This window comes from Corticimicrobacter sp. (assembly GCF_040137905.1).
In the GTDB taxonomy this organism is placed as follows: domain Bacteria; phylum Pseudomonadota; class Gammaproteobacteria; order Burkholderiales; family Burkholderiaceae_B; genus Corticimicrobacter.
Genome location: NZ_JBEFDG010000038.1, coordinates 1 through 23,395, shown reverse-complemented (window position 1 = coordinate 23,395; position 23,395 = coordinate 1). Strand labels below are relative to the sequence as shown.

Below are 23,395 nucleotides of genomic sequence, written 5' to 3'. Positions count from 1 at the left end.
ACCATGCGCAGCATGAGCAGAATGGTGCGGGCTCTGCTGCCCGCCGTATTGGCGGTGGCGTCTGCCCCCGCCTTGGCCGACGACATGGATACGGCTGCCTGCCTGCAGCAGTTGCGGCCCCAGGCAGTGGCCAACGGCGTTTCCCTGGCGGATTTCGACCGCTACACGCAAGGGGCCACGCTGCTGGCCTCGACAGTCAGTTCGGCCCGCCGCCAGCCTGAAGGGCGTGAAGCCTGGTGGGATTATCTGGCCAAGACGGTCGATGACGAGCGTATCGCCGATGGCCGTGCCGTGCTGCAACGTCCCGACCTGACGCAGCCGCTGCAGGATATCGGCCAGCGTTATGCCGTCGATCCGGCTGCACTGGTGGCGATTTTCGGTATCGAGAGCAATTATGGTCGGCAGATGGGCCGTACCAAGGTGTTGGATGCCTGGCTGACCCGGGCGTGCACCGAGCGCAATCCGCTCTGGAAAAAGAACGTCTATGCCTCCATCCGTCTGTTGCGCGATGGCATCGTGCCCGAGGAGGGCTTTGTCGGCTCCTGGAGCGGGGCATTCGGCATGACTCAGTTCATCCCGACCTCGTTCTATGAGTTGGCAGCCGATGGCGATGGTGACGGCCATATCGATCTCTACAATTCGTTTGCCGATGCGCTGGCCTCCAGCGCCAGTCATCTGCGCAAGCGGGGTGTACGCTGGGCGCACAACGTGCCACCGGTGATCGAGGTGAGCCTGCCGGCTGCGCTGGCACAGACCTTGCCCGAGCGTCCGGATGCCGAAGTCCTGAACAAGGAATTCCGCACCCTGGCCCAATGGCGCGATGCGGGCGTGACGCAGGCAACCGGTGCCGATCTGCTGCAAAGCGCCTGGCATACGGGAAGTGAAATCTCGGCCAGTACGCTGGGCGCAGAGCCGGCCAATCTGTTTGCGCCGGCCGGGCGCAATGGGCCGGTCTTTCTGACGACGGGCAATTTCAACTCCATCCTGCACTACAACCAGTCGCGTCGCTATGCGCTGGCGGTCAGCCTGCTGGCCAACAGCCTGCAGGGCCAGCAGGTGCTGGTACACGACTGGCCGACCGACGATGGCGGCCTGTCGCGTGCCGAGATCCGTCAGTTGCAGCAGTGGCTGCTCGACCGGGGCCACGATGTGGGTACCCCTGACGGTATTCCCGGCCTGAAGACACGCGAGGCCATCAGTGCAGAACAACAACGTCTGGGATTGCCGGAAGATGGCCGCGCAGGGCGGCGCGTTTACAATGCGCTGGCGCCACAATAACGGATATCCAAAACATGACGGAAAGGTTGTACATCGAGTCCCTGGACCTTGAGGCCCGGGGCATCGCCCATCGCGACGGCAAAGTGATCTTCGTCGAGGGCGCATTGCCCGGCGAGACGGTCGAGGCCAGCATCACCCGCCGCAAACCCTCCTACGAAAACGCCCGCACCGAAGCCGTGCTGCGTGCCTCCTGTATGCGCGCGGCACCCCGTTGCCCGCACTTCGGCGTCTGTGGTGGCTGCGTGATGCAGCACATGGAGCCCGAGGCCCAGATCGCCATCAAGCAGCGGGCGCTCGAAGACGCCTTCTGGCACGTCGGCAAGCTGCGTCCGGCCCAGGTACTGCCGCCCATGCAGGGGCCGGCCTGGGGCTATCGCTATCGTGCCCGGTTTTCGGTGCGCAATGTGCCCAAGAAGGGTGGGGTGCTGGTCGGTTTTCACGAGCGCAAAAGCAGCTACGTGGCCGATATGCGTGAATGCCATGTGGTGCCGCCCGCCGTGTCTGCGCTGCTGATGCCGCTGCGCGCGCTGATCGGCAGCATGTCCACACCGGATCGCCTGCCGCAGATCGAGGTGGCGGTGGGCGATGACGTGATTGCTCTGGTGCTGCGCCATCTGGAGCCCTTGACCGATACCGATATCTCCAGCCTGCGTGTCTTTGCCGCCGCGCACAAGGTGCAGTGGTGGCTGCAGCCCAAGGGGCCGGATACTGTGCATCCGCTGGAGCGCGAACACGCTGACAGCCTGAGCTACAGCCTGCCCGAATTCGGCCTGCGCATGCCGTACCGGCCCATTGATTTCACGCAGGTCAATTTCGGCATCAATCGGGTACTGATTTCGCGTGCCCTGGGCCTGCTGGGTGTTCAGCCGGAGGATCGGGTACTGGATCTGTTCTGTGGCCTGGGCAACTTTACCTTGCCGCTGGCCACACGCGCCCGCGAGGCCGTGGGGGTCGAGGGCAGCGCCACGCTGACAGCGCGTGCCGGCGATGCCGCCGCGCGCCACGGGCTGGCCGGCAAGACGTCTTTTGCCACGCTCAACCTGTTCGAGATCAATGTGGACTGGCTGCGTGATCTGGGTCACTTTGATCGTATGCTGATTGATCCGCCGCGTGAGGGGGCAGAAGCGGTATCGCGTGCCCTGGTGGCGCTCGAGCCGGAAGAGCGGCCCAAGCGGATTGTGTATGTCTCCTGTAATCCCGCGACCCTGGCTCGTGATGCTGCCATTCTGGCGCACGAGGGTGGTTATCGTCTGCTCAAGGCGGGGGTCGTGAATATGTTCCCGCATACGGGGCATGTGGAGTCGATTGCGGTGTTCGAGCCGGGGGGCACGAAGCGTGTTTTGCCGGTTGAGGGTGATGAGGCAGTGGTGGAGGTTTCTGAGGCGGCTTAGGTTTTTTTGAGCTGCTGCTCTTGCTGCGAAGACGCCGAGGGTGGTCAGCCCCTATCCGGTCGCCTGCGCAATGGTCTGGCCGCTGTGCGGCCAGACTTCCCGGAGATCCGCGATGCAGGCGGGCGGCGGAAAACTCGGGCTGCGCCCTCAGACAATTCCGCCTTGTTTCCCGCCTGCATCGCAGATCTCCGGCATTGCACAAAGCGACCGGATAGGGGCTGACCACCCTCGGCTCATGGCTGCGTTGAGCGTTGGCGAGGATGTATTTTTGAAAATATGGGAGCGATGGGGCGGGAAGTCAAAATTATTCTGATCTACGTCGTGTCTTCGGGGTAAGCGAGGACAGCATGACGTATGTTAAGGCGCTGGGATTCGTATCTAAATGGCTGTGAGAAAAGCTCACTGGACAGGCCTAATGCTTTGGTTGCAATGCCTTGAGCACGGAATTTTTGGAAGGCTAGTATATTCTTCCTGTGCAGGGTGAAGATGTATATCATCATATCCACTCTGAAGCTGTGCCGATAAACGCTATCTTTAACCAATCCGCCTTATCAATCCTTGGGCGCTTCAGTGGCTAAAATAGCATTTTCTGATAGGGTGTTCGGCAGATTTTTCACTAGCTTTTCTTGCTATTGTCTTTTATTCAGGCTTAACCTTAAAATAATGTATACAGATTCCTTTCTATCGGCTGTTCAAACCCGTGCGGCTCGTATTTCAGTTAGTGCGTCAGCTGTTCGCAAACAGGGTGAAGGAATTGTTGACCCAGCGCGAGAATTTTTCAATGGTCTTGATCTAAAGCAATTCGCAGTGCAAAAACAGGAAATTTTTCAGAAGTGTTTGGATGAGGCGACTGATGCCTTGAGAAATAGGCTCCCAAATCCGCAAGAGGGATGGGGGATTGCACGAAAGCTGACGAATATCTTTCTCCGTGATGCGCTATATACGACATACCTTCGAGATAAATTTGAACTTCACTTATCCGAAGCGTTTCTGGAGGTGCCTCTGGATTCGATTTCTGCAAGGCGTATATACGAATGCACTGCAGCGCCCCGCGAACTACAGAAGTGGAAAGGTGTGAAATACAATAATCCAGAAAATAATCTTGCCTATCAATTGGTGGCTAAGCGCATTGCAGACAAAGCACAAGTTGCACGTGTTCACCTCGACACCTATTGGTGGGGCATGAGAATTGCTGCCCACGAGTAAAGCCTAAAATGCCAATCGGCACAGGCACTTCATAGGTGGGTTTCATCAGTTTAGCAGTCCGAAGATTATATTCAATATTTTTTAGAGGCTGAATAATGGAAGAAAGAAATGAGGTGGTGCCGGTAACTAATGCTGAAATCATGCGAAAGCCGACTGAAGAACGGAACTTAGAACTTCTTGCTGCACTCGCCTCGAATCTTGCTCAGCCTTTCGCGGAAAGCCAGAAAGTGGTAGCGACAGAAGCTACAAAACGGCATGAGATTTCAGCAAAGGCTGGAAGTCGGATGATATTTGGAGCCTTCTTGATTGGCGTTTTGATTATCGATCTTGCTTATATGTCTCTGTATCAAGGAAACGCTGGTCTGGCCGAGAAGATTGTAGTGGCTGTAATTGGTTTTCTTGCAGGGCTTGGCGTTGGAAGAACAACTTCAAAATTATAAGGTGAGCATCATATTTCACTTAATGAATTGCCAAAGGCTGGGGACTTTGATCGTTAAAAAATATTCGAACCAATCTCTGCTAATTTTGTAAAATCCATGTGGCCCATTCTCATCCTCGTCCGAGGTCATCCATGAGCCAATTGAATTTCAGTGAGACAGAATACGCCGGCAAGTGCAAGTAGACATGTCGCGAGAAATTTCTGTCGGAGATAGCGTGTACGATTCCGTGGAGATATTTGGCAGGAGAGGTGGCCAAGCACTACCCAGAATCAGGCAAGCGAGATTGCCAGCAGTGGCTGTTAAGATATATGACGTGCCGGTATCTGTTCTGCAGATTGTGGAGGACGCGCTTTCATACGAGCTGCGGCCAGCATTAGGGAAGATAGGTGGAAACAACACGTGAGCGTGGATACGATAACAATTTGTTCAGACCGTCCATTAATTCATGATTGGATTTTTAATTCATTATCCCTAGAAATAAAACCTCTCAAAAAAATGGCCTGCGTATTTTGTACGCAGGCCATTTTTTTACATCAACTACCGCAGGACAAGGGAAATCCCCTTGCAAGTTTGAAATCAACCCTTGCCGTGCAACTCCAGAATACGCTTGGCCTCAAAGCGCACCCGCTCCGGAGCCGTGCCACCGATGTGCTTGCGCGCAGCGACCGAGCCTTCCAGCGTCAGTACGGCGTGTACATCGGACTCGATGGCAGGGTGGAAGGCGCGCAGTTCATCCAGGCTCAGGTCGGCCAGGTCGCAGCCGCGCTGTTCGCATTCGCGTACGGCCAGGGCCACGACTTCGTGGGCATCGCGGAAAGGCGTGCCGCGCTTGACCAGGTAGTCAGCCAGGTCGGTGGCGGTGGCGTAGCCCTGCAGGGCGGCGGCGCGCATGGCTTCGGGCTTGACGCTGATGCCCGGCACCATGTCCACGAAGATGGTCAGCGTATCGCGCAGCGTGTCGACCGAGTCGAACAGGCCTTCCTTGTCTTCCTGGTTGTCCTTGTTGTAGGCCAGCGGCTGGCCTTTCATCAGGGTCAGCAGGGCCATCAGGTGGCCGTTGACCCGGCCTACCTTGCCGCGTGCCAGTTCAGGGACGTCGGGATTTTTCTTCTGCGGCATGATCGAGCTGCCGGTGCAGAACCGGTCGGCCAGCGTGATGAAGCCGACGCGCGGGCTCATCCACAGGACCAGTTCTTCGGACAGGCGCGAGATATGCGTCATGACCAGCGCAGCGGCGGCGCAGAACTCGATGGCGAAATCGCGGTCGGATACGGCGTCGAGCGAATTGCGGCAGACTTCTTCGAAACCCAGGGTACGGGCTACGCGCTCACGGTCAATGGGGTAGCTGGTGCCGGCCAGGGCGGCGGCACCCAGCGGCAGGCGGTTGACGCGGCGGCGGCAGTCCTGCAGGCGCTCGGCATCGCGGCCAAACATCTCTGCATATGCCAGCAGGTGATGGCCGAACGTGACGGGTTGCGCCACTTGCAGGTGGGTAAAGCCGGGCAGAATGGTGTCGGTGTGTTGCAGTGCAGTGGTAGCCAGCGCGTGGCGCAATTCGCCCAGCAGCCCGATCAGGACGTCGATCTCGGCACGCAGCCACAGGCGGATGTCGGTGGCGACCTGGTCGTTGCGCGAACGGCCGGTATGCAGGCGCTTGCCGGCATCGCCCACCAGTTCGACCAGGCGTTTTTCGATATTGAGGTGCACGTCCTCGAGATCGAGCAGCCATTCGAACTGGCCTGCCTCGATTTCGGAGAGGATCTGCGCCATGCCGCGCTGGATATCCTGCAGGTCCTGCGTGGAGATCACGCCGACGGCCGCCAGCATGTCGGCATGGGCAAGCGAACCCTGGATATCATAGGGAGCCAGGCGCTTGTCGAAGAAGACCGAGGCGGTGTAGCGCTTGACCAGATCCGAGACGGGTTCGGAGAAGCGGGCCGACCAGGCCTGGGCCTTGTTGGCAAATTGATTCTGGTTGGATGCAGGCGTATTGGACATGCGGGGATGGATAGCAATTAAAATGGCGCGATTCGCGAAACCACGATTCTAATACGGTTGGCTGCATGGAGTCCCTGAAATCAAATATGGTCGAGCTGGAAACATGGATCCAGTCGCTGACCGCCCACCTGCCCGAGGCCCACTGGATGCAGGCTTTGCTGGCGCTCGGCCTGATCGTGCTGGTGTCTTTCACGATCCGGGTGGCAGGTGCCTATATCCTGTCTGCCGTTGCAAACCGGCTGTTGACCCTGGCAGGGCATCGCAACTGGGACCGCGCCTTCCGGCGTGCCCGCAGCTACCGCTATGCAGCCATTACCGCCGGCTGGCTGGCCGTTGCCGTGATGAGCATTCTTCTGCCGCATTACGCGCAACTGGAAACACTGCTGCATCGCGTCAGCCTGGCGCTGTTCTGGATCTATGTGATCAAGACCCTGCGCACGGTCCTGAGCGCCTGGCAGGAAACCTACGCCGCCACCACCCGGGCGCAGACGCGTTCCATCAAGGGCTATCTGCAACTGGGCAAGATCGTGCTGCTGGGCGTCGGTGCGGTACTGGTGATCTCGGTGCTGACCGACCGCTCGCCGATCCTGATGCTGTCGGGGCTGGGTGCGATTTCGGCTGTGCTGATGCTGGTGTTCAAGGATACGCTGCTGTCTCTGGTGGCCAGCACGCAACTGACCAGCAACGACATGCTGCGCATCGGCGACTGGATCGAAATGCCGCAGTCCAATGCCGATGGCTTCGTCATCGATATCGCGCTGCATACGGTCAAGGTGCAGAACTGGGACAAGACCGTCACCACCATCCCGACCTACAAGCTGTTTTCTGAACCCTACCGCAATTGGCGCTACATGTTCGAGTCGGGCGGGCGGCGCATCAAGCGCACGGTGCGCATCGATGCGACCAGCATCCGTTTCCTGACTGATGCCGAATGCGACGATCTGCAGCGTTTCAGCCTGCTGGAATCCTACCTGGGCGACAAGCGCCGGGCGGTCGAGCAGACCAACCTGACGCTGGGCGAGCGCGCCCATGTGCCGGCCAACCGCCGGCGCCTGACCAATATCGGTACTTTTCGGGCCTATGTGCTGGCCTATCTGCAGCGCCACCCGGAAATCAAGCATCACGATGTCATCACCATGGTGCGGATGATGGAGCCGCAGTCCGACGGCGTACCCGTCGAAATCTACTGCTTTACCGCGCTGACGGCCTGGGTCGACTACGAGCGCATCCAGGGCGATATCTTCGATCACATCCTGGCGCTGTTGCCCGAGCTGGGCCTGCGCCTCTACCAGACGCCGACCGGGCATGACATGCGCGGCATGGCGGATGGCATATCCCAATCGCAGGCGTGGCGGCACGCACTGCATGACGAACAGGAGAACCCGGCATGACGCATGCCATCACAGTGGCGCTGGCGCAGATCAATCCGGTATTGGGCGATCTGGCCGGCAATGCGGCCCGTATTCTCGCGGTTGCCCGGCAGGCCCACGGGGCAGGCGCACGGGTATTGCTGACCCCCGAACTGGCACTGACCGGCTATCCCCCCGAGGATCTGTTGCTGCGCCCGGAATTCCTGCGACGTTGCGAGGCGGTTCTGGCCCAATTGACTGCCGATCTGGCAGGGTTGCCCGATCTGAGCGTGGTGGTGGGTACGCCGTTGCGAGTGGACGACAGGCTGTTCAATGCCGCTGTCGTCTTGCGCGAGGGTGCGCGTACCGGCTGGTATGGCAAACAGGCCTTGCCCAACTATGGCGTATTCGATGAGCAGCGCTATTTTGCTGCCGGCACACAGGCCTGCCTGTTCGAGGTGGGGGAGCTGCGCTTTGGCGTCAACGTCTGCGAAGACCTCTGGGCGGGCGGCGCACCGCGCCAGGCGGTGGCGCAGGGCGCACAGGTTCTGCTGGCACTCAATGCCTCGCCTTTCGATGCAGGCCACTGGCAGGCACGCCGCGAACATGTGATGCAACCCGTGGCGGCGCTGGGCGTACCGCTGGTCTATGTCAACCTGGTGGGTGGGCAGGATGAACTGGTCTTCGATGGTGCTTCGTTCGTGCAGGATGCTGCAGGCACGCCGCATATGGTGCTGCCGGCATTCGGCGAGGCGCTGGGGCTGGTGGATTTCGATGCGCAGGGGCACGTGCAGGGGGGCCGCGTGCTGGCGCTGGACGGCGAGGACTGGTCCGCTGCCGCCGCAACGGCAGTGGCCGTGCTGCAACCCGGTTCAAAACTGCCGGACTACCGTGCTGATTCGACCACTACCCGTCAGGCCGCAGAAAAACAGTCTTCCGGCAAGACCGATGCATACTGGCCCGATGACAACGGCGTTGCACTGTCCGCAATCTGGCAGGCGCTGGTGCTGGGCGTGCGCGATTATGTCGAGAAAAATGGCTTCAAGGGCGTGCTGCTGGCGTTTTCAGGAGGCATGGACTCTGCGCTGACGCTGCTGCTGGCGGTGGATGCGCTGGGGCCGGAGCGTGTGCGTACCTACATGATGCCGTCGCCCTATACCTCGGACATGTCGCTGGACGATGCCAAGGATATGGCACGGCGGGTGGGCGTGCACTACGGCGTGTTGCCTATCGCGCCGATGATGGATGCCTTTGAGTCAGTGCTGGCCCCGGAGTTTGCCGGCCTGACCCAGGATGCCACGGAAGAGAACATCCAGGCACGCTCACGCGGCGTGCTGATGATGGCACTGTCCAACAAGACCGGCTGGCTGGTGCTGACCACCGGCAACAAGTCCGAGTTCAGTACCGGCTACTGCACGCTGTATGGCGACATGGCCGGGGGTTTTGCCGTGCTCAAGGACGTCCCCAAGACCCTGGTGTACAGCCTGGGGTGGTGGCGCAATGGTCTCGACGGCCCGCCGCCGATCCCGGAGAACATCCTCACGCGTGCGCCTTCGGCCGAACTGCGCCCGGGACAGACCGACCAGGACAGCCTGCCGCCCTACGAGGTGCTGGATGGCATGATTGCCCGCTACATGGAGCAGGACGCCTCGGTGGACGACCTGCGCAAGGCCGGTTATGTCCAGGCCGATATCGACCGCTTTACCCGGTTGCTGCACCTGAACGAATACAAGCGCCGCCAGTCCCCGCCGGGACCGCGCATCACGCCACGCGCCTTCGGTCGCGACTGGCGTTACCCGATCACCAACCGCTTCCGCGATAATGGCCAGGGCTGATCGGGGCCATCCCGGCCCTGATCGTGTCAAAATAAGATATTCATTTCCAGAGACAAGCGAGCATCAATGAAACAGCTGACCGCCATCATCAAGCCCTTCAAACTCGACGAAGTCCGCGAGGCCCTGTCGGAGGTCGGCATCATGGGTCTGACCGTGACCGAGGTCAAGGGCTTTGGCCGGCAGAAAGGCCATACCGAGCTCTATCGCGGTGCCGAGTATGTGGTCGATTTTCTGCCCAAGATTCGCGTGGACGTGGTCATTCCCGACAGCATGGTCGATGGTGCCATCGAAGCCGTGTTGCGTGCGGCCCGCACGGGCAAGATCGGCGACGGCAAGATCTTTGTCACGCCAGTGGAGCAGGCGATCCGCATCCGTACCGGCGAGAGCGGCGACGACGCGCTCTGATACAGCAGTGATCTATAAAACAATTGAGTCGAGACACGCAGTATGGGTATCGACAGAAAATTCGTTTGACAGGATCAGGGCGAATTTCATCAAGAAAAAGGGCGGCTCCGGATTCGAGAAAGATTTCAGGATACGGAACCGCTTCGTGGATGAAGATCATGCTGTTTCCCTTTGGCTGCCAGAGGGAAATATGGCCGGCTTCGAGTACATGGTGGAAGATGTCCTGGCCGCATGTGAAAAACGCATGAGGCCCGCGCAGATTACATATATCTTTGCGCTGGAGGACTTTGACTACGATGCTGGCATACAGGAAAACGAAGTGCTGACATTCCTGGGAAATCTGAACTTGCGCTTCAGGATAAGGGACTGGGCAGCGGAAAGAAGTATGTGCCAAGGCGGCTGAAACACATTCCAAACCGCGCTCTTTGGCTCTTCGACCGTTGCCGCAATCAGCCTTCGCGCAGCAATTGCAGCAGCATGGATCTGCCTTGGGCCATGCCGGCCTCAGGCATTCGTTACGCTGGCTTCACCACGAAACACATGCCGATGCCCGTCCTCCTGCGCATCCAGCGTAAAGCGTGCCACCACCTCATCGAGCTGGCTGGCCTCTTCGCTGAGCGATTGGGCAGCAGCAGTCACTTCCTCGACCTGTGCGGCATTCTGCTGGGTAGCCTGGTCCATTTGCGAGACGGCCAGCGCCACTTCTGAGATGCCCTGGGTCTGCTCCTGGCTGGCGACGCTGATTTCGCCCACGATGGTACGCACCCGTTCCACGCCGGTAACCAGACCGTCGATCTGCTGGCCCGCTTCACTGACCAGGGCGCTGCCGGCTCGAACCCGTTCGACGGATTCCTCGATGAGTGTCTTGATTTCCTTGGCTGCCGAGGCGCTGCGCTGGGCCAGTGCCCGCACTTCGGTTGCGACCACGGCAAAGCCGCGTCCCTGATCACCGGCACGTGCGGCTTCGACCGCAGCATTGAGCGCCAGAATGTTGGTCTGGAACGCAATGCCGTCGATGACCCCGACAATGTCGGCTACGCGGCTGGATGAGCTGTCGATGGCCTGCATGGTTTCCACCACCTTGTGCACGGTGGCACCGCCCGAAGCTGCTGCCTCGGCGGCCTGGGAGGCCAGAGAGTCGGCGCTGCGGGCATTGTCGGCATTCTGGCGCACGGTGGCGGTGAGTTCTTCCATCGCTGCCGAGGTCTGCTCCAGCGAAGAGGCCTGAGCCTCGGTGCGGTTCGACAGGGACAGATTTCCCTGGGCAATTTCAGCGGCAGACAGCCGGACCGAGTGGCTGGTGCTGCGGATATCGCGCAACGCAGCGGCGATCTTGCCGGTAAAACGGTTGAAGGCTCCGGCGATGCTGGCGAGTTCGTCATGGCCGCTGGCGTCAAGGCGGCGACTCAGGTCGCCGTCGCCCTGGGCGATGTCATCAAGCGCATCGCGTACCTGATTCAGGCGTTGCAGTGCCCGGGTGATGACCCAGCCCAGCAGCGCAATCGCCAGTGCCAGTGCGATCACGACGGTCAGGGCGGATACCTTGAGCAGCGTGCCGATTGATGCCAGTGCCTGGCTGCGATTGACGGCGATGACCAGTTGCCAGTCGGTGCCTGCGATTGCATGGCTGTAGAGCATGTAGTCGGTGTTGTCGATGCTGACCTGGATGTCCGCATCCGATTGGCTGGCTTCCTGGATGAGGGCAGGGGTCAGGGAGGCCGACAGGGTGGATGCCGGCTTGAGTGTCAGTGCTGCATCGGCATGGGCCAGAATCAAGCCCTGGCGATCTGCCAGGAAAGCGAAGCTGCCTGGGGTGGGTTTGATGGCATTGACGGTGCGCACCACGGAGGTCAAGAGTACGTCTGCACCTACGACAGCGACTGGGTTGCCGGCCGGGCCGACCGGCTCGGCAAAGGTCACGCCCAGTTTCTTTTCCGTCGCAAACATATAGGGCGCAGTCAGGATGGGTTGGCCAGCCTGCACGGCCTGTGTGTACCAGGGGCGTTCTGTGGCGGCATAGCTTGCAGGCATTTCGCGAAGGAACACGATGCGCCTGTCGGCATAGCCGATGTAGGCATCGGAAAAACCACCCCCGTCGCGCAGCGCCTGAACGATGGCCTGTGCCTGTGGTTTGGGCAGATCGATGGCCTGTGCCAGTGAGTGTGTCAGCAAGCGTTTGTCTGCGACCCATTCAGCCAGCGTGTTGGCCTGGGTGGCGGCCAACTGCTGGCTTTGCGCATCCACGGTGGCGATGACGTGCCGCTGTACAGTCAGGAAATTGGCCGTGGTCAGGGCCAGCATGGCAACCGTGACGACCACGATGCTGAGAACGATAAGGCGAGTGCGCAGGGAGAGTTTCATGATGCCCAAGTGGATATGTGTATTGCTTTCGTGATCATGTGAAAATGATACAAAATAATACTGTACTGCGTTTTGATGACAAATTATGGACACTGCTGCCATGACTGCAAAAGAAATCGCCGCGTGATGGCTGGCATATCGCATGTATCTGCCAGTTGCAGGTTTGGTCTATGATAGCCAGCCGCCCGTCTGTATCTACATCACTTTTCGGTATGTCGACATGCATGCACGCCTAGCCCGCCCAGCCTATGTTGCCAGCTTGCGCGCGACTGGAATCTCGACGTCGTTTGTCCAGGCTTTCCTTGGTGAGCCTGGCTTCGAGAATGCACTGTTCTCTTCCTTCTGGAACCAGGAACGTGCACACCCCTGGCCACCGTGCTTCATCCCGTTGCTCAAATATCGACATGGCATGGAAGCCTATGGCGCGCTGCTGCATCCGTTGCATCCCGAGCGGCCGCTCACGTTCGTGCGGTTGATGCTCGAAGAGGGCTATGTGGTCGAAGTGGCGCGCAACGAGGTGCAGTTCCTGGATCTGATTGCACTCGAATCCTCGATCAGCAGTCATGAGGATATCCAGCTTGATCCAGCCGCCGTCAATCTGCTGCGCGTATCGGGGTCGGCTGACCATCTTGCCCATATCAGGGCTGCCGCCGAGTTCACGGGCATATTGGAAGAGGGCCTGGTCGGAAAGGTTCCAGGCTTTGTTCCCGACTGGCCGCTGGCCTGCTACGAGTATCAGGGGATAGACAGCTACACCGGGCATTTCCCGGTTTCTGTGGCATCGCAACCGGCATGTCCCTACGAGCGGGATTTCCTGTTTGCTGCCGAGTTGGCGGAGCGGATGGATGAGCCGGCAACTGTACCTCGGACACCTGCCGAACAATGGATGGCATTGCAGGCATCAGGTACTTCCATCGCGGTGGCGCGCGAGATTCTTAAAAAACTGCAAGCTGATTGCGATCATTCACTGTTATCTGCCTGGCTGCTGGCAGCAGATAAGGCAGAGGGCAATTTTTGATGCCTGCTGCACCTTGTGACAATCAACTGTTATGCCCTGTTTCAGGGCGTAAATCCTGATTGAAAAGCATTTGACACTCGAAGGTGTCCGGTAAACTCTGGCAGTTTCCATTCTTTTCAGGAACTGCCATGTCCATGTCTGCTGTTGCACGGCGTTGCCTTTGGCCTGCGATGCTGTCGCTGTTGCTGGGCCAGGGATATCTCATGCAGGCGCAGGCACAGCAACTGCCAGTGACGCCCAACACGACCCGTATCACTGTGGGCCAGCTTCTGGCCGAGATGGCAGAACCGTCGCAATCGCGCAGCGATGCCATTGACATGTATCTCCTGGGTATTTTTGATCAGACCGAAGGGACGGTCTGGTGCGACTATCGGCAATTCAAGATCGATACGCTGCGTGATGCAGTCTATGGTCAATTGCGGGAGTTGCAGGGCGAAGCCCTGTCCCAGCGTGCGGCACCTGCCGTCAGTGCCGTGCTGGCCCAGCGTTTTCCATGCAGGGGTTGAGCGGCGTGTCGTTTTTGTCTGTCTGCATGTACATACTCGCACAGCATCGGTTGCTGCTGATGTTTGCCCTGCCATTGGCATGCCTGGTTTTTGCGGTGCTGCTGCATATTTACCGAGGCAAGCGCTGGGGATATTTCCTGATTCCAATGGTCTTCACGCTGGCCATGATCAATATTTTCACAGGTCAGTGGGTCAATGCAGGTTTCCTGAACTGGTTCGGCACACCCGGTACGGCGATTATCGTGGACAAGCGTGATGCCGGATGGCTGCTCAATGAACAGCGGGTCAATGAATATGATGTGCTGGTGCGTATGGCTGACGGAAGGGATGTGGTCGCGCAGTTCGACGACATGAGTGCATCCATCTGGCCACCTCGTAACCTGATCCTGATCCCGGCGCTCAATGACCCATTCGTCGTCAAGTATGTGCCCGGCTTTCCGCGCAACATCGTGATCATGAGCGACGAGTCAGCCTATGGCAAACGATGGTTGCTGAATGATGCACGTCGTCCTGTCGAGCGCGCGCGCAATCTGCATGATGCCAGCCCTGACAATGCCATGTTTGCACAGGAGTATCGACAGGCATTGCAGGATTTCCTGGCCGCGTACGGTGAAGTGCTGTCGGCTTCGGATCGTGAACAGTATGAAAAAAAGCTGGAGGCGATTGCCGCTCCGGCTCCATGAGCCCGGTTTGATGAGGTTAAGTCCGGATCGTAAAACGTAGAAAAGAGGAGGTTTCCATGGTGACGATATTGGCCTTGCTGGCTTCGCTGGTCACGCCGGCAGCGGATCTGCCCTGCACGTACCTTTCAAAATCGCAGCAGGAATTACACCAGGTGCAGGCCTGCGCATCTTTGGAAAATGGGCAGCCTGTATTGAACGCCGGCGTTTTGGCCGATCTGCAGTTTGATGGAGCAGAGGGTGGTCTGGCTCAGGTACATGTGAATCGACGCTGGCATTGGGTACGGCCGGATGGCCATATGCAGGAGGTTCTGACCTTCGATAATGGTGCCGATCCCTTCTCGGAAGGACTGACACGCGGGCCGGGCACAAAGGGCGTGGCATATTACGATCGCAGTCTGCAGCGAATTCTGGATTTGCCGTATGCCTGGGGCATGCCGTTTCAGGACGGCCGTGCGCTGGTGTGTGCGGATTGCGTGGAATCCACTGGTGCCGACGAACACAGGGCGCTGGTGGGAGATACCTGGGGAGTGATCGATCGGGCAGGGAAGGAAGTGCTGGCACCCGGGCTGAGCTTGCAGGAAGCGGTCAGCCGCCGCGATCTTTTGCCATGATGCCGAGGTCAAGATGGCTCAGGTTTCCAGGTCGTAGAACGTGACTTTCAATTGTTGCGTGAACGCGATGATCTGTTCCAGCCTGGAATCGGCCGATTTGGCTGCACGGCAGGCCGATTCCAGATTTTCTATGTTGCGTAGCTGTTCCTGGCTCAGGTCACTCATCGAATCGTAGGCTTCATGGGTGCACAGGCGAAGCATGTCAAGCAGTCGTGCGCCGAAAGCCTCACTGTTGGATGGTATGAAATGGCCCGGGATATGGGTTGTCGCCCCTTTCAATAAAAACCCCCGATACTGGCTGGCCTGATCCAGCAAAAGGTACAGGTCATCGGATACCTGTGTCGTATGGGAAATGGATGAGGCGTCCGAGGTGACCGTCAGTGTGTCGTCACCAACGGTGTAGATGGCTTCGTCCTGCATGGCGACATCGTGGATGAAGCGTTCAAGGCAACTTGAGAGTGCCAGGTTTTCAAGGGTGTCGGTATCGATCTCCGATCCGTTTGGCGAGACTTTGATCGTGGATGGAACGGTCAGCATCAGGAATGAAATCTCGCCTGTCGCCTTGTCCGTCAGCAGCCAGTCCAACGTGTCCAGTGCGCTGAAGTTGCTGCTGCCGACGTTATTGCCTATATCCGCCTCCAGCGCATACAGGTCTGCATATCGGCTTTTGAGACAGATATTGAAGCCAGGCAAGTCCCAGAAAATTTTGCTTTTCATTTTTTTGACAATGTCTAAAGCAACAATGATGCTCAGGGCGGGCTTTGAATGTGCACCGTGCCCACCTTGTGCGGACCTTCGTAAATATCGAATGCGGTATGGCTGTCAAATTTGTGTCTTGGCGCATCCGGCATCAGGAACTCGACGGTTCCCGAGCTGAAATCATGACCTTCTACCGTTTCATGGCGGGAAAGCTGAAACACAACGCTCCAGGCATGATCCTGCCACTTCGAGTCATCGGGGAAGCGGGCGACTGAAAAGTACTTGCCAGCAGGAGGGGGGTATTTTCTGCCGCCTGCATCAGTGCTTTGCCATTTTATTTTGATTGCTGGCATCTTTATGGCTTTGGGATCAATGTCCAGAAACCCGCCAGGAAGCACTCGGCGACCACCAGTCCCGCGCCCGCCCGCCAGAATACAGATCGCCGGGCCCACAACGGCATTTTTCCGGGAGGCCCCAGTTCGATTTTCGGCGAATTTGTACTCATTGCAACCCCATGTAACTCGGATCGTCCATCCAGACGGGCTACGGCAAAGCCAGAACGGGTTACCGTCGGATCGTGATACAGCATGTCCGCCAGCGGCCGGTTCTTCAGCCGTCGCATGGCCTGCCAGATCCCCCTGGAATGCTGCAATGGGGTACAGCTTCTGGCCGCCACGCAAGGGACACCATCGATGCACATCAATATTTCACGCACCCAGATAGGCGCATGCGGGTGAACGCCCAATGCGCTGGCTTCTTCGGCAGGGGCTGGCTCCACGCATTCCCTCAGTACGCTCAGCTCTACTGCGCCCAATTGGCGCAGACCGGCAGTCAGTGCGCCGGGGCGGGTCAACCAGCGACGGTGGGACAGGGGAAGGGAGGGGGCCGGGTGTGGACGCCACAGATCGGCGAAAACAGGTGCATTCACGTTCTTCATGGGGTTACATTATCGCCCATGGAAAAAATCAGAGTATCGAAAATCCTGGCCGACCGGGGGCTGTGTTCCCGCCGCGAGGCCGATGCCTATATCGAGAAAGGGCTGGTCAAGGTCGATGGCGTGGTGGCGACGCTGGGCGAACGTGCACTGCCGACGCAGAAAATCGAGCTGGATACCCAGGCCCGCCGTACCCAGGCACGACAGGTCACCATTTTGCTGAACAAACCAATCGGCTATGTGTCGGGTCAGGCCGAGCATGGCTACAAGCCGGCCGTCACGTTGATCGTGCCGGAGTATCGCTGGCGTGCCGACCAGGCCAACTGGCGCTTCGAGCGTGGTCATCTGCGCGGGCTGGCGGCCGCCGGACGACTGGATATCGATTCACAGGGCCTGCTGGTACTGACGCAGGACGGTCGCATTGCCCGGCAACTGATCGGTGAGGACTCCACGACCGACAAGGAGTATCTGGTGCGTGTGCAGGGAAGGCTGTCGCCCGAAGGCCTGGCGCTGCTCAATCACGGTCTGTCGCTGGATGGCAAGGCACTGCGCCCGGCGCAGGTGGCCTGGCAGAATCAGGACCAGTTGCGCTTTGTACTGCGGGAGGGCAAGAAGCGCCAGATCCGGCGCATGTGCGAGCTGGTCGGCTTGAAAGTGGTGGGACTCAAGCGCATTCGCATCGGCAAAGTGATGCTGGGCGATCTGCCGCAGGGACAATGGCGTTACCTGCGGCCCGAAGAGTCTTTCATCTGAGCCGTCGGCGAAATCAGGCCTGTTGCGCTGCCATGCTGTCGAGCGCGTCGGTCACGATGCCATCCACGCCCCAGCGCGCCAATGCGCGGGCCTGCTCGGGGTCGTTGACGGTCCAGGCTACGGCGCGCAGGCCGGCGGCATGGATATCGGCAATCACGCGGGCGTCCAGCCACTGGGCATCGAGATGGATGGCGATGCATTCCAGTCGCGCGGCGCGCAGGCGCCAGTCTGCAGGCAGATTTTCCAGCAGCAGGGCACGGGGCAGGGTGGGGGCTTCGGCGCGGGCAGCTTCCAGGGCTGTCTCGGCAAAGGACGACAACAGCGGCGGCGGCGTGGCACCATCCCACAGGCGCAGCGCCTCGCGGGCGACCAGCGTACCGGTTTCGGTCTCGCGGCCCGGGCAGGGCTTGATCTCGATGTTGCAGGCGATGCCGTTGGCCAGATTGTGGCGCGCAATCCATTCGAGCAGCGGTACCGGCTCGCCGGCGAATTCGCTGGCAAACCAGGCCCCCGCATCGAGTCGCGCAAGGTCGAGGTAATCAACCTGGGCGGCCGGGCGTGCATCGCCTGCGGTGCGTGCCAGAGTGTCGTCGTGCAGCAGGATGACGCGGTCGTCCCGGCTGAGCTTGGCATCGAATTCCACCATGCAGTAGTCGAGGCGTGCTGCGGTGCGCATGGCCGCCAGTGTGTTTTCGGGGGCCAGGCGGCCGCCGCCGCGATGTGCTATCCAGAAGGGGTAGGGCCAATTAGGCAATGGTCTCATGGCGTGTTGATGATACACTCAGCGAAGTTTTTTTCTACCGGACCCAAGTCTCGAATCCATCCATGTTTGACATCATACGCAATCATCAGCGCTGGCTGCAGTTCATCCTGCTGATTCTGATTCTGCCGTCCTTCGTTTTCGTCGGCGTCCAAGGCTACACCACGTTTATTTCAAACGATGTCGAGCTGGTCAAGATGGGCCAGCAATCCATCACGCAGGCCGAGTTCGACCAGGCTCGTCGCGTCGAGCTGGATCGCTACATGAATCGGCTGGGCAACCAGTTCGATCCTGCCCTGATCGACACGCCGCAGATGCGCGAAGCCCTGCTCAACCGCATGATCGACCAGCGCCTGGTGGCCATGCTGGCTGCAGATGCCAAGCTCAACGTGTCCGACGAGGCCTTGCGTCGCGAAATCGCATCGCTGCCGTTCGTGCAGGGCGACGATGGCCGTTTCTCGCCCGAGCGTTACCGTGATGCGTTGGCCCAGCAAGGCATGACGCCGCAGGCCTTCGAAAACGGCATGCGTTCCACGCTGGCCCTGGCCCGTGTGCTGGATCCCGTCAGCGCCAGCGCCGAGGTGCCGGCCGATGTGGCGAGTCGTGTCGAGAAGGCCTACCGCGAACAGCGCAATGTGCAACTGCACCGGATCGCGGCAGCGGATTTCGTGGGCAGCAGCGAGCCGACCGAAGCGCAGATCAAGGCCTGGTATGATGCCAACCAGGATGCGCTGCGCCAGCCCGAGCAGGTTGCCATCGAGTACCTTGTGCTGGATGAGCCGGCTGCCACGCAGGGCGTGAAGGTGACCGATCAGGACATCGCCGACTACTACGCGCAGAACAAGTCGCAGTTCACCCGTCCCGAGCGCCGTCGTGCCAGCCATATCCTGGTGGCGCTGCCTTCGGGAGCCGATGAGGCAACCAAGGCCAAGGCGCGTGCCGAAGCCGATACGCTGCTGCAGGAAGCACGCGCCAATCCCGAGGGCTTTGCAGACCTGGCCCGCAACCGTTCGCAGGATCCGGGTTCGGCCGGGCAGGGCGGCGATCTGGGCTGGATTGCACGCAACACTCTGTTCAATTCGGTCGAGGATGCGGTCTATGGACTTCAGCCAGGCGAAATCTCCGGCGTGGTCGAAAGCCCCTTCGGCTTCCATATCGTCCGCCTGACTCAGTATGAGCCCGAGCAGGTCAAGCCGCTGGAAGAGATCCGCGCCGAGATCGAGCAGGACATCCGCCAGCAGGTCGCTGCTCAGCGCTTTGCCGACATGGCCACCACACTGACGCGCCTGATCTACGAGCAGCGTGACAGTCTGCAGCCTGCGGCCGATGCGTTGCAGTTGCAGATCCGCAAGGCCGATGGCCTGGCCCGTACCGAATTGCTCGAAGGCAATACGGTGCCTGCGGCAGATCGTCCGCTGCTGGACAATCCGCGTGTACGCCAGGCGCTGTTCAGCCAGGAAGTGCTGCGTGAAGGCTCCAACTCCGGCTTGATCGAGATTTCTCCCGACACCATGGTGGTGGTGCGTGTGAACGAACTCAAGCCCGAACACGTCCCGGCACTGGATGAGGTGCAGGATCGCGTGCGCGCCACGCTGGTTCAGGAACAGGCAGTCCAGGCAGCCCAGGCGCAGGCCCAGAAGCTGCTGGCCGAACTCAAGGATGGCAAGGCGCAGGCCGAGGTGTTTGGCGAAGCAATCGATATTACCCGCCAGGGGGGTCGCGATGCGTCTGGCAATGCGCTGCCGGGTGCGGTGTTGCAGGCCGCCATGCTGGCCCCGGCGACCGACGCGCTGCCGGTCTATGCCAGCGTGCAGGACGGTGATGATCAGGTGCTGGTGCGCGTCAATGCCGTGGGCGAAGCGCTGATGTCGGACAATGATGTCGCGTTGCTCAAGAATGAATTGCGTGATGCCTGGTCGCAGGCCCAGGATCAGGCACTGCTGCAGGCGCTGCGCAAGCAGTACCAGGTAGAAGTGCTGCCGGCAGCCAGTGACGCCATCGAAGGCCAGGACGACGATACGGTCTGACCTTCGAATCGCTGAACAATGTCAGTGCCCGGCCGGTGTCAGCAGAGGATGCAGCGCCGGCCAGACATTGTCCAGCAGACGGGGCTGGGCTTCCCGGGTAGGATGAATGCCGTCGTCCTGGAACCAGCGCCGCTCGGTGGCGATGCCATCAAGCAGAAATGGCACCAGTGCGGCATCGGTCTGCGTGGCGGTATCACGAAACAGCTGCCGGAACTGGGCAGCATACTCCGGGCCGAAATTGGGCGGGATTTCCATGCCCACTACCACAACCTGTGCGCCTGCGGCCTGGGCCTGTTTGCTCATGGCCATGAGGTTATCGCGGGTGCTGTCCAGCGGCAGGCCGCGCAGGGCGTCATTGGCACCCAGTTCCACGATCACGACCGCAGGCTGGTGGCGCTGCAGCAATGGCGGCAGCCTGCTGACCCCGGATTGCGTGGTGTCACCGCTGATGCTGGCATTGACCACGCGATAGGCTGGAAAATCAGCCTGCAATCGTTCTTCCAGCAATGCTACCCAGCCGGTGCCGCGTGCAATGCCATATTCGGCCGACAGGCTGTCGCCCACCACCAGAATGGTCGGCCCGGGCGTGGTCTGGGCGTGCGAAGCGGGCAACCAGGCCATGCACAGCAGCCAGATAGACATGATTCTTGACAGGAAACGCATGAATACTCCGAAAGACAACAGTTGGGGCGAAACGCAGCGTACGGCCGGCCAGCCAGTATTGCAGGTCTCTGCATTGCGGCGCACGATCCAGGAGGCAGGCCAGCCGCCGCTGGACATATTGGCAGATATTTCCTTCTCGGTAAACGCAGGCGAGTCCCTTGCCGTGACGGGCTGCTCGGGTTCCGGCAAGTCCACGCTGCTGGGGCTGATGGCCGGCCTGGATGTGGCGACGGCGGGTCGGATCACACTGGCCGGGCATGATCTGACGGGGATGGACGAGGAGGCCCGCGCGCGCCTGCGGGCACGTCATGTCGGCTTCGTTTTCCAGTCCTTTCAGCTCCTGCCCAACCTGACAGCGCTTGAAAATGTCATGCTGCCGCTCGAGCTGCTGGGGCGGTCGGCCCGGGGCGAGGCCGAAGCCATGCTCGAGCGCGTGGGGCTGGAACACCGCCTGGGGCATTATCCTTCCACGCTTTCGGGCGGCGAACAACAGCGTGTCTCGCTGGCGCGCGCCTTTGTGGTGCAGCCCGATATTCTTTTCGCCGATGAGCCCACCGGCAGTCTCGACAGCGAGACCGGCTCCCGTGTGATCGACATGCTGTTCGCGCTCCAGGCCGAACGGCACACCACGCTGGTGCTGGTCACCCACGATCTGGGACTGGCCCGGCGCTGCGACCGGCAACTGGTACTGGAAGCCGGGAGACAGGTGCAGGGCTAGCCACATATGCCCTTGGCCGCAGCGCGTGTCTAACAACCCATACCCTGCTAAAATCGGCCCCGTCCATTACAGCAACAACCTCATGTCTTCTACCTGTTCCGATCATCTGGCCGCGCCCGACGCGACCGCCGGCCTGGATGCATGGCTGGGCTATCTTGAATCATTGCACCCAAAAGCCATCGAACTCGGGCTGGAACGTGTAAGGCAGGCTGCGCAGGCGCTGCAGCTCGACCTGCCATGCGTGCGCATCATCGTGGGTGGCACCAATGGCAAGGGTTCCACCTGTGCCATGCTCGAATCCATTCTGCTGTGCGCAGGCTACCGGGTCGGGCTCTATACCTCGCCGCACCTGCTGAACTTCAACGAACGCGCCCGCATCAACGGCGAGACGGTCAGCGATACAGCCCTGATCGAACAGTTTCGCGCCGTTGAAGCCGCGCGCGGCGACATTTCACTGACCTACTTCGAATTCACGACGCTGGCGATCCTGCGTCTGTTCTCGCAGTCCAATCTGGACGCCGTCGTGCTGGAAGTCGGCCTGGGCGGTCGCCTGGATGCCGTCAATATCATCGATGCCGACTGCGCCATCATCACCAGCGTCGATATCGACCATACCGACTGGCTGGGTTCGACCCGCGAAGCCATCGGGCTGGAAAAGGCGCACATCTATCGACCTGGCCGGCCCGCAATCTGTGCCGACCCGGTTCCGCCGGATTCGCTGGTCCAGCATGCCGAAGCCATCGGTGCAGACCTGTGGCGCTTCGGGCACGATTTCAATTATTCGGGTGACCGCCAGCAATGGCGCTACGGTGGCCGCCAGCAGCGGCGCAATGCACTGGCCTATCCGGCGCTGCGCGGGGCCAATCAGTTGCTCAATGCCTCGGCTGCGCTGGCTGCGCTGGAATCCCTGCAGGACCGCCTGCCCGTGCCTCAGCAGGCGGTACGCCAGGGCTTGCTGCAGGCGGCACCGCCTGGACGTTTCCAGATCCTGCCGGGGCAACCCCTGGTGATCCTGGATGTCGCCCACAATCCGCATGCCGCTGCCGTGCTGGCCGAAAACCTCGACAATATGGGCTTTCATCCCTATACCCATGCGGTGATCGGAATGCTGTCCGACAAGGATGCGCGTACCGTCCTGCAGCGTATGGACAAGCGGATCGATCACTGGCATTGCGCCACGCTGGGTGGGCCGCGCGGCATGAGCGGCGAAAAACTGGTGGAGATGCTTCAGGATGTGTCTCCGGCGACGCAATCAGGCAATACTGAGGATCATTCCGTTACTGCACATGACGACGTGGCCTCGGCCTGGAAGGCGGCTGTAAAAGCGGCTGGCGAGGGTGATAGAATCGTTGTGTTCGGTTCTTTCCTGACCGTGGCTGCCGTGCTCGAATTGCTGGGCCGCAAGGCGTAGGCCAGCATGCAGGTTCGGGTTTTACGGATGGCTGCGGCATCCAGCCAGTAAGGGATATACATGGGTTTTTTCAGTCGTCGAGGCGCAGCACCCGAGGATGGCCGTGATGGCACGCCCCGGCGCGTGCCGATGTCCAGCGAAGTGCAGGCCAATGAGTTGCGGATCAAGGCACGACGGCGCCTGATCGGCGCGGTCACGCTGGTGCTGGCGGCCATTATCGTGCTGCCCATGGTGCTCGATTCCGAGCCTGTACCCATTCCTGACGATATCATCGCGATTCCCGAGCGCGGCACCGGGTTGCCGCCCCTGGCGAATGCAGGGACGGCTGCTACGGCCGGCCTTGGCATGC

General features: G+C 60.1%; 23 protein-coding genes and 1 pseudogene. 17 read left to right on the top strand and 7 right to left on the bottom strand.

The window, feature by feature from the left end:
• Nucleotides 1-3: 3 nt before the first annotated feature.
• The 4 genes from ABN482_RS06250 (at nt 4) to ABN482_RS06235 (ending at nt 4,315) form a co-directional block, all read left to right on the top strand.
• A complete protein-coding gene (locus ABN482_RS06250) occupies nt 4-1,278 on the top strand; it encodes a lytic murein transglycosylase (protein WP_349503179.1) in 1,275 nt (424 codons plus the stop codon).
• 14 nt (nt 1,279-1,292) lie between these two features.
• The gene (gene rlmD, locus ABN482_RS06245; RefSeq protein WP_349503178.1) at nt 1,293-2,669 is read left to right on the top strand and encodes a 23S rRNA (uracil(1939)-C(5))-methyltransferase RlmD; all 1,377 of its coding nucleotides are present in this window, start codon (nt 1,293-1,295) and stop codon (nt 2,667-2,669) included.
• 663 nt (nt 2,670-3,332) lie between these two features.
• On the top strand, nt 3,333-3,875 hold the full coding sequence (locus tag ABN482_RS06240) for a hypothetical protein (RefSeq protein WP_349503177.1): 543 nt from the start codon (nt 3,333-3,335) through the stop codon (nt 3,873-3,875).
• 95 nt (nt 3,876-3,970) lie between these two features.
• Nucleotides 3,971-4,315, top strand: a complete 345-nt coding sequence (locus ABN482_RS06235) for a hypothetical protein (protein ID WP_349503176.1) — start codon at nt 3,971-3,973, stop codon at nt 4,313-4,315.
• 576 nt (nt 4,316-4,891) lie between these two features.
• On the opposite strand, the gene argH is transcribed toward ABN482_RS06235, so the two are convergent.
• Nucleotides 4,892-6,313 (bottom strand): argininosuccinate lyase, encoded by a 1,422-nt coding sequence (gene argH, locus ABN482_RS06230; protein WP_349503175.1) that lies wholly within the window; start codon nt 6,311-6,313, stop codon nt 4,892-4,894.
• A gap of 65 nt (nt 6,314-6,378) precedes the next feature.
• On the opposite strand from argH, the gene ABN482_RS06225 reads away from it, so the two are divergent.
• From ABN482_RS06225 to ABN482_RS06210, 4 genes are all read left to right on the top strand, one after another.
• Complete coding sequence (locus tag ABN482_RS06225; RefSeq protein WP_502877247.1) at nt 6,379-7,704, top strand: mechanosensitive ion channel family protein; 1,326 nt, start codon at nt 6,379-6,381, stop codon at nt 7,702-7,704.
• Nucleotides 7,701-9,497, top strand: a complete 1,797-nt coding sequence (locus ABN482_RS06220) for an NAD+ synthase (protein WP_349503174.1) — start codon at nt 7,701-7,703, stop codon at nt 9,495-9,497. Before ABN482_RS06225 ends, ABN482_RS06220 begins: the two co-directional genes overlap by 4 nt.
• Before the next feature lie 66 nt (nt 9,498-9,563).
• Nucleotides 9,564-9,902: a P-II family nitrogen regulator gene (locus tag ABN482_RS06215; RefSeq protein WP_109060705.1), complete on the top strand. Its 339-nt coding sequence runs from the start codon at nt 9,564-9,566 to the stop codon at nt 9,900-9,902.
• Nucleotides 9,903-10,047: 145 nt separating this feature from the next.
• Nucleotides 10,048-10,305, top strand: a complete 258-nt coding sequence (locus ABN482_RS06210) for a hypothetical protein (protein ID WP_349503173.1) — start codon at nt 10,048-10,050, stop codon at nt 10,303-10,305.
• Nucleotides 10,306-10,406: 101 nt separating this feature from the next.
• Here the strand turns inward: ABN482_RS06210 and ABN482_RS06205 are convergent, their stop codons facing one another.
• Entirely contained in the window at nt 10,407-12,263 is a 1,857-nt protein-coding gene (locus tag ABN482_RS06205) for a methyl-accepting chemotaxis protein (RefSeq protein WP_349503172.1), read from the bottom strand.
• Between the two features lie 220 nt (nt 12,264-12,483).
• Here ABN482_RS06205 and ABN482_RS06200 point away from each other — a divergent pair, with 220 nt between their 5' ends.
• From ABN482_RS06200 to ABN482_RS06185, 4 genes are all read left to right on the top strand, one after another.
• Complete coding sequence (locus ABN482_RS06200) at nt 12,484-13,281, top strand: hypothetical protein (protein WP_349503171.1); 798 nt, start codon at nt 12,484-12,486, stop codon at nt 13,279-13,281.
• A 134-nt stretch (nt 13,282-13,415) separates the two neighbouring features.
• Nucleotides 13,416-13,787 carry a Rap1a/Tai family immunity protein gene (locus tag ABN482_RS06195; RefSeq protein ID WP_349503170.1) on the top strand — a complete coding sequence of 124 codons (372 nt, stop codon included), beginning with the start codon at nt 13,416-13,418 and terminating at the stop codon, nt 13,785-13,787.
• A 26-nt stretch (nt 13,788-13,813) separates the two neighbouring features.
• Nucleotides 13,814-14,470, top strand: a complete 657-nt coding sequence (locus tag ABN482_RS06190; RefSeq protein WP_349503169.1) for a hypothetical protein — start codon at nt 13,814-13,816, stop codon at nt 14,468-14,470.
• Nucleotides 14,471-14,526: 56 nt separating this feature from the next.
• A complete protein-coding gene (locus tag ABN482_RS06185; RefSeq protein WP_349503168.1) occupies nt 14,527-15,081 on the top strand; it encodes a hypothetical protein in 555 nt (184 codons plus the stop codon).
• Nucleotides 15,082-15,099: 18 nt separating this feature from the next.
• Here the strand turns inward: ABN482_RS06185 and ABN482_RS06180 are convergent, their stop codons facing one another.
• From ABN482_RS06180 to ABN482_RS06170, 3 genes are read right to left on the bottom strand one after another with little or no spacing between them, the layout of a single operon-like run.
• On the bottom strand, nt 15,100-15,798 hold the full coding sequence (locus ABN482_RS06180; protein ID WP_349503167.1) for a hypothetical protein: 699 nt from the start codon (nt 15,796-15,798) through the stop codon (nt 15,100-15,102).
• A gap of 32 nt (nt 15,799-15,830) precedes the next feature.
• Nucleotides 15,831-16,133 carry a hypothetical protein gene (locus tag ABN482_RS06175; protein ID WP_349503166.1) on the bottom strand — a complete coding sequence of 101 codons (303 nt, stop codon included), beginning with the start codon at nt 16,131-16,133 and terminating at the stop codon, nt 15,831-15,833.
• 2 nt (nt 16,134-16,135) lie between these two features.
• Nucleotides 16,136-16,708, bottom strand: a complete 573-nt coding sequence (locus tag ABN482_RS06170) for a chorismate--pyruvate lyase family protein (RefSeq protein ID WP_502877250.1) — start codon at nt 16,706-16,708, stop codon at nt 16,136-16,138.
• A 27-nt stretch (nt 16,709-16,735) separates the two neighbouring features.
• On the opposite strand from ABN482_RS06170, the gene ABN482_RS06165 reads away from it, so the two are divergent.
• Nucleotides 16,736-17,467, top strand: a complete 732-nt coding sequence (locus tag ABN482_RS06165; protein ID WP_349503164.1) for a pseudouridine synthase — start codon at nt 16,736-16,738, stop codon at nt 17,465-17,467.
• A 13-nt stretch (nt 17,468-17,480) separates the two neighbouring features.
• Here ABN482_RS06165 and ugpQ read toward each other — a convergent pair whose 3' ends face one another.
• Entirely contained in the window at nt 17,481-18,230 is a 750-nt protein-coding gene (ugpQ, locus tag ABN482_RS06160) for a glycerophosphodiester phosphodiesterase (RefSeq protein ID WP_349503163.1), read from the bottom strand.
• A 62-nt stretch (nt 18,231-18,292) separates the two neighbouring features.
• Between ugpQ and ABN482_RS06155 the strand changes: the two genes are divergently transcribed.
• Complete coding sequence (locus ABN482_RS06155; RefSeq protein WP_349503162.1) at nt 18,293-20,254, top strand: SurA N-terminal domain-containing protein; 1,962 nt, start codon at nt 18,293-18,295, stop codon at nt 20,252-20,254.
• Nucleotides 20,255-20,275: 21 nt separating this feature from the next.
• Here ABN482_RS06155 and ABN482_RS06150 read toward each other — a convergent pair whose 3' ends face one another.
• The gene (locus tag ABN482_RS06150; protein WP_502877246.1) at nt 20,276-20,917 is read right to left on the bottom strand and encodes an arylesterase; all 642 of its coding nucleotides are present in this window, start codon (nt 20,915-20,917) and stop codon (nt 20,276-20,278) included.
• Here ABN482_RS06150 and ABN482_RS06145 point away from each other — a divergent pair.
• From ABN482_RS06145 to ABN482_RS06135, 3 genes and pseudogenes are all read left to right on the top strand, one after another.
• Nucleotides 20,916-21,635 (top strand): ABC transporter ATP-binding protein, encoded by a 720-nt coding sequence (locus tag ABN482_RS06145; RefSeq protein WP_349503161.1) that lies wholly within the window; start codon nt 20,916-20,918, stop codon nt 21,633-21,635. The two genes, ABN482_RS06150 and ABN482_RS06145, sit on opposite strands and share 2 nt — an antisense overlap.
• An 82-nt stretch (nt 21,636-21,717) precedes the next feature.
• Nucleotides 21,718-23,046, top strand: coding sequence for a bifunctional tetrahydrofolate synthase/dihydrofolate synthase (folC, locus tag ABN482_RS06140; protein WP_349503160.1), 1,329 nt, complete (start codon nt 21,718-21,720; stop codon nt 23,044-23,046).
• A gap of 60 nt (nt 23,047-23,106) precedes the next feature.
• Nucleotides 23,107-23,395: pseudogene (locus ABN482_RS06135) on the top strand (SPOR domain-containing protein); the annotation flags it as partial.

Coding starts and splice junctions, on each gene's coding strand:
- ugpQ (WP_349503163.1), bottom strand. CDS start 18,230: ATGAGACCATTGCCTAATTGGCCCTACCCCTTCTGGATAGCACATCGC.
- ABN482_RS06150 (WP_502877246.1), bottom strand. CDS start 20,917: ATGCGTTTCCTGTCAAGAATCATGTCTATCTGGCTGCTGTGCATGGCC.
- ABN482_RS06165 (WP_349503164.1), top strand. CDS start 16,736: ATGGAAAAAATCAGAGTATCGAAAATCCTGGCCGACCGGGGGCTGTGT.
- ABN482_RS06250 (WP_349503179.1), top strand. CDS start 4: ATGCGCAGCATGAGCAGAATGGTGCGGGCTCTGCTGCCCGCCGTATTG.
- ABN482_RS06180 (WP_349503167.1), bottom strand. CDS start 15,798: ATGAAAAGCAAAATTTTCTGGGACTTGCCTGGCTTCAATATCTGTCTC.
- ABN482_RS06220 (WP_349503174.1), top strand. CDS start 7,701: ATGACGCATGCCATCACAGTGGCGCTGGCGCAGATCAATCCGGTATTG.
- ABN482_RS06190 (WP_349503169.1), top strand. CDS start 13,814: ATGTACATACTCGCACAGCATCGGTTGCTGCTGATGTTTGCCCTGCCA.
- folC (WP_349503160.1), top strand. CDS start 21,718: ATGTCTTCTACCTGTTCCGATCATCTGGCCGCGCCCGACGCGACCGCC.
- rlmD (WP_349503178.1), top strand. CDS start 1,293: ATGACGGAAAGGTTGTACATCGAGTCCCTGGACCTTGAGGCCCGGGGC.
- ABN482_RS06195 (WP_349503170.1), top strand. CDS start 13,416: ATGTCTGCTGTTGCACGGCGTTGCCTTTGGCCTGCGATGCTGTCGCTG.
- ABN482_RS06155 (WP_349503162.1), top strand. CDS start 18,293: ATGTTTGACATCATACGCAATCATCAGCGCTGGCTGCAGTTCATCCTG.
- ABN482_RS06200 (WP_349503171.1), top strand. CDS start 12,484: ATGCATGCACGCCTAGCCCGCCCAGCCTATGTTGCCAGCTTGCGCGCG.
- ABN482_RS06215 (WP_109060705.1), top strand. CDS start 9,564: ATGAAACAGCTGACCGCCATCATCAAGCCCTTCAAACTCGACGAAGTC.
- argH (WP_349503175.1), bottom strand. CDS start 6,313: ATGTCCAATACGCCTGCATCCAACCAGAATCAATTTGCCAACAAGGCC.
- ABN482_RS06175 (WP_349503166.1), bottom strand. CDS start 16,133: ATGCCAGCAATCAAAATAAAATGGCAAAGCACTGATGCAGGCGGCAGA.
- ABN482_RS06205 (WP_349503172.1), bottom strand. CDS start 12,263: ATGAAACTCTCCCTGCGCACTCGCCTTATCGTTCTCAGCATCGTGGTC.
- ABN482_RS06185 (WP_349503168.1), top strand. CDS start 14,527: ATGGTGACGATATTGGCCTTGCTGGCTTCGCTGGTCACGCCGGCAGCG.
- ABN482_RS06225 (WP_502877247.1), top strand. CDS start 6,379: ATGGAGTCCCTGAAATCAAATATGGTCGAGCTGGAAACATGGATCCAG.
- ABN482_RS06240 (WP_349503177.1), top strand. CDS start 3,333: ATGTATACAGATTCCTTTCTATCGGCTGTTCAAACCCGTGCGGCTCGT.
- ABN482_RS06145 (WP_349503161.1), top strand. CDS start 20,916: ATGAATACTCCGAAAGACAACAGTTGGGGCGAAACGCAGCGTACGGCC.
- ABN482_RS06235 (WP_349503176.1), top strand. CDS start 3,971: ATGGAAGAAAGAAATGAGGTGGTGCCGGTAACTAATGCTGAAATCATG.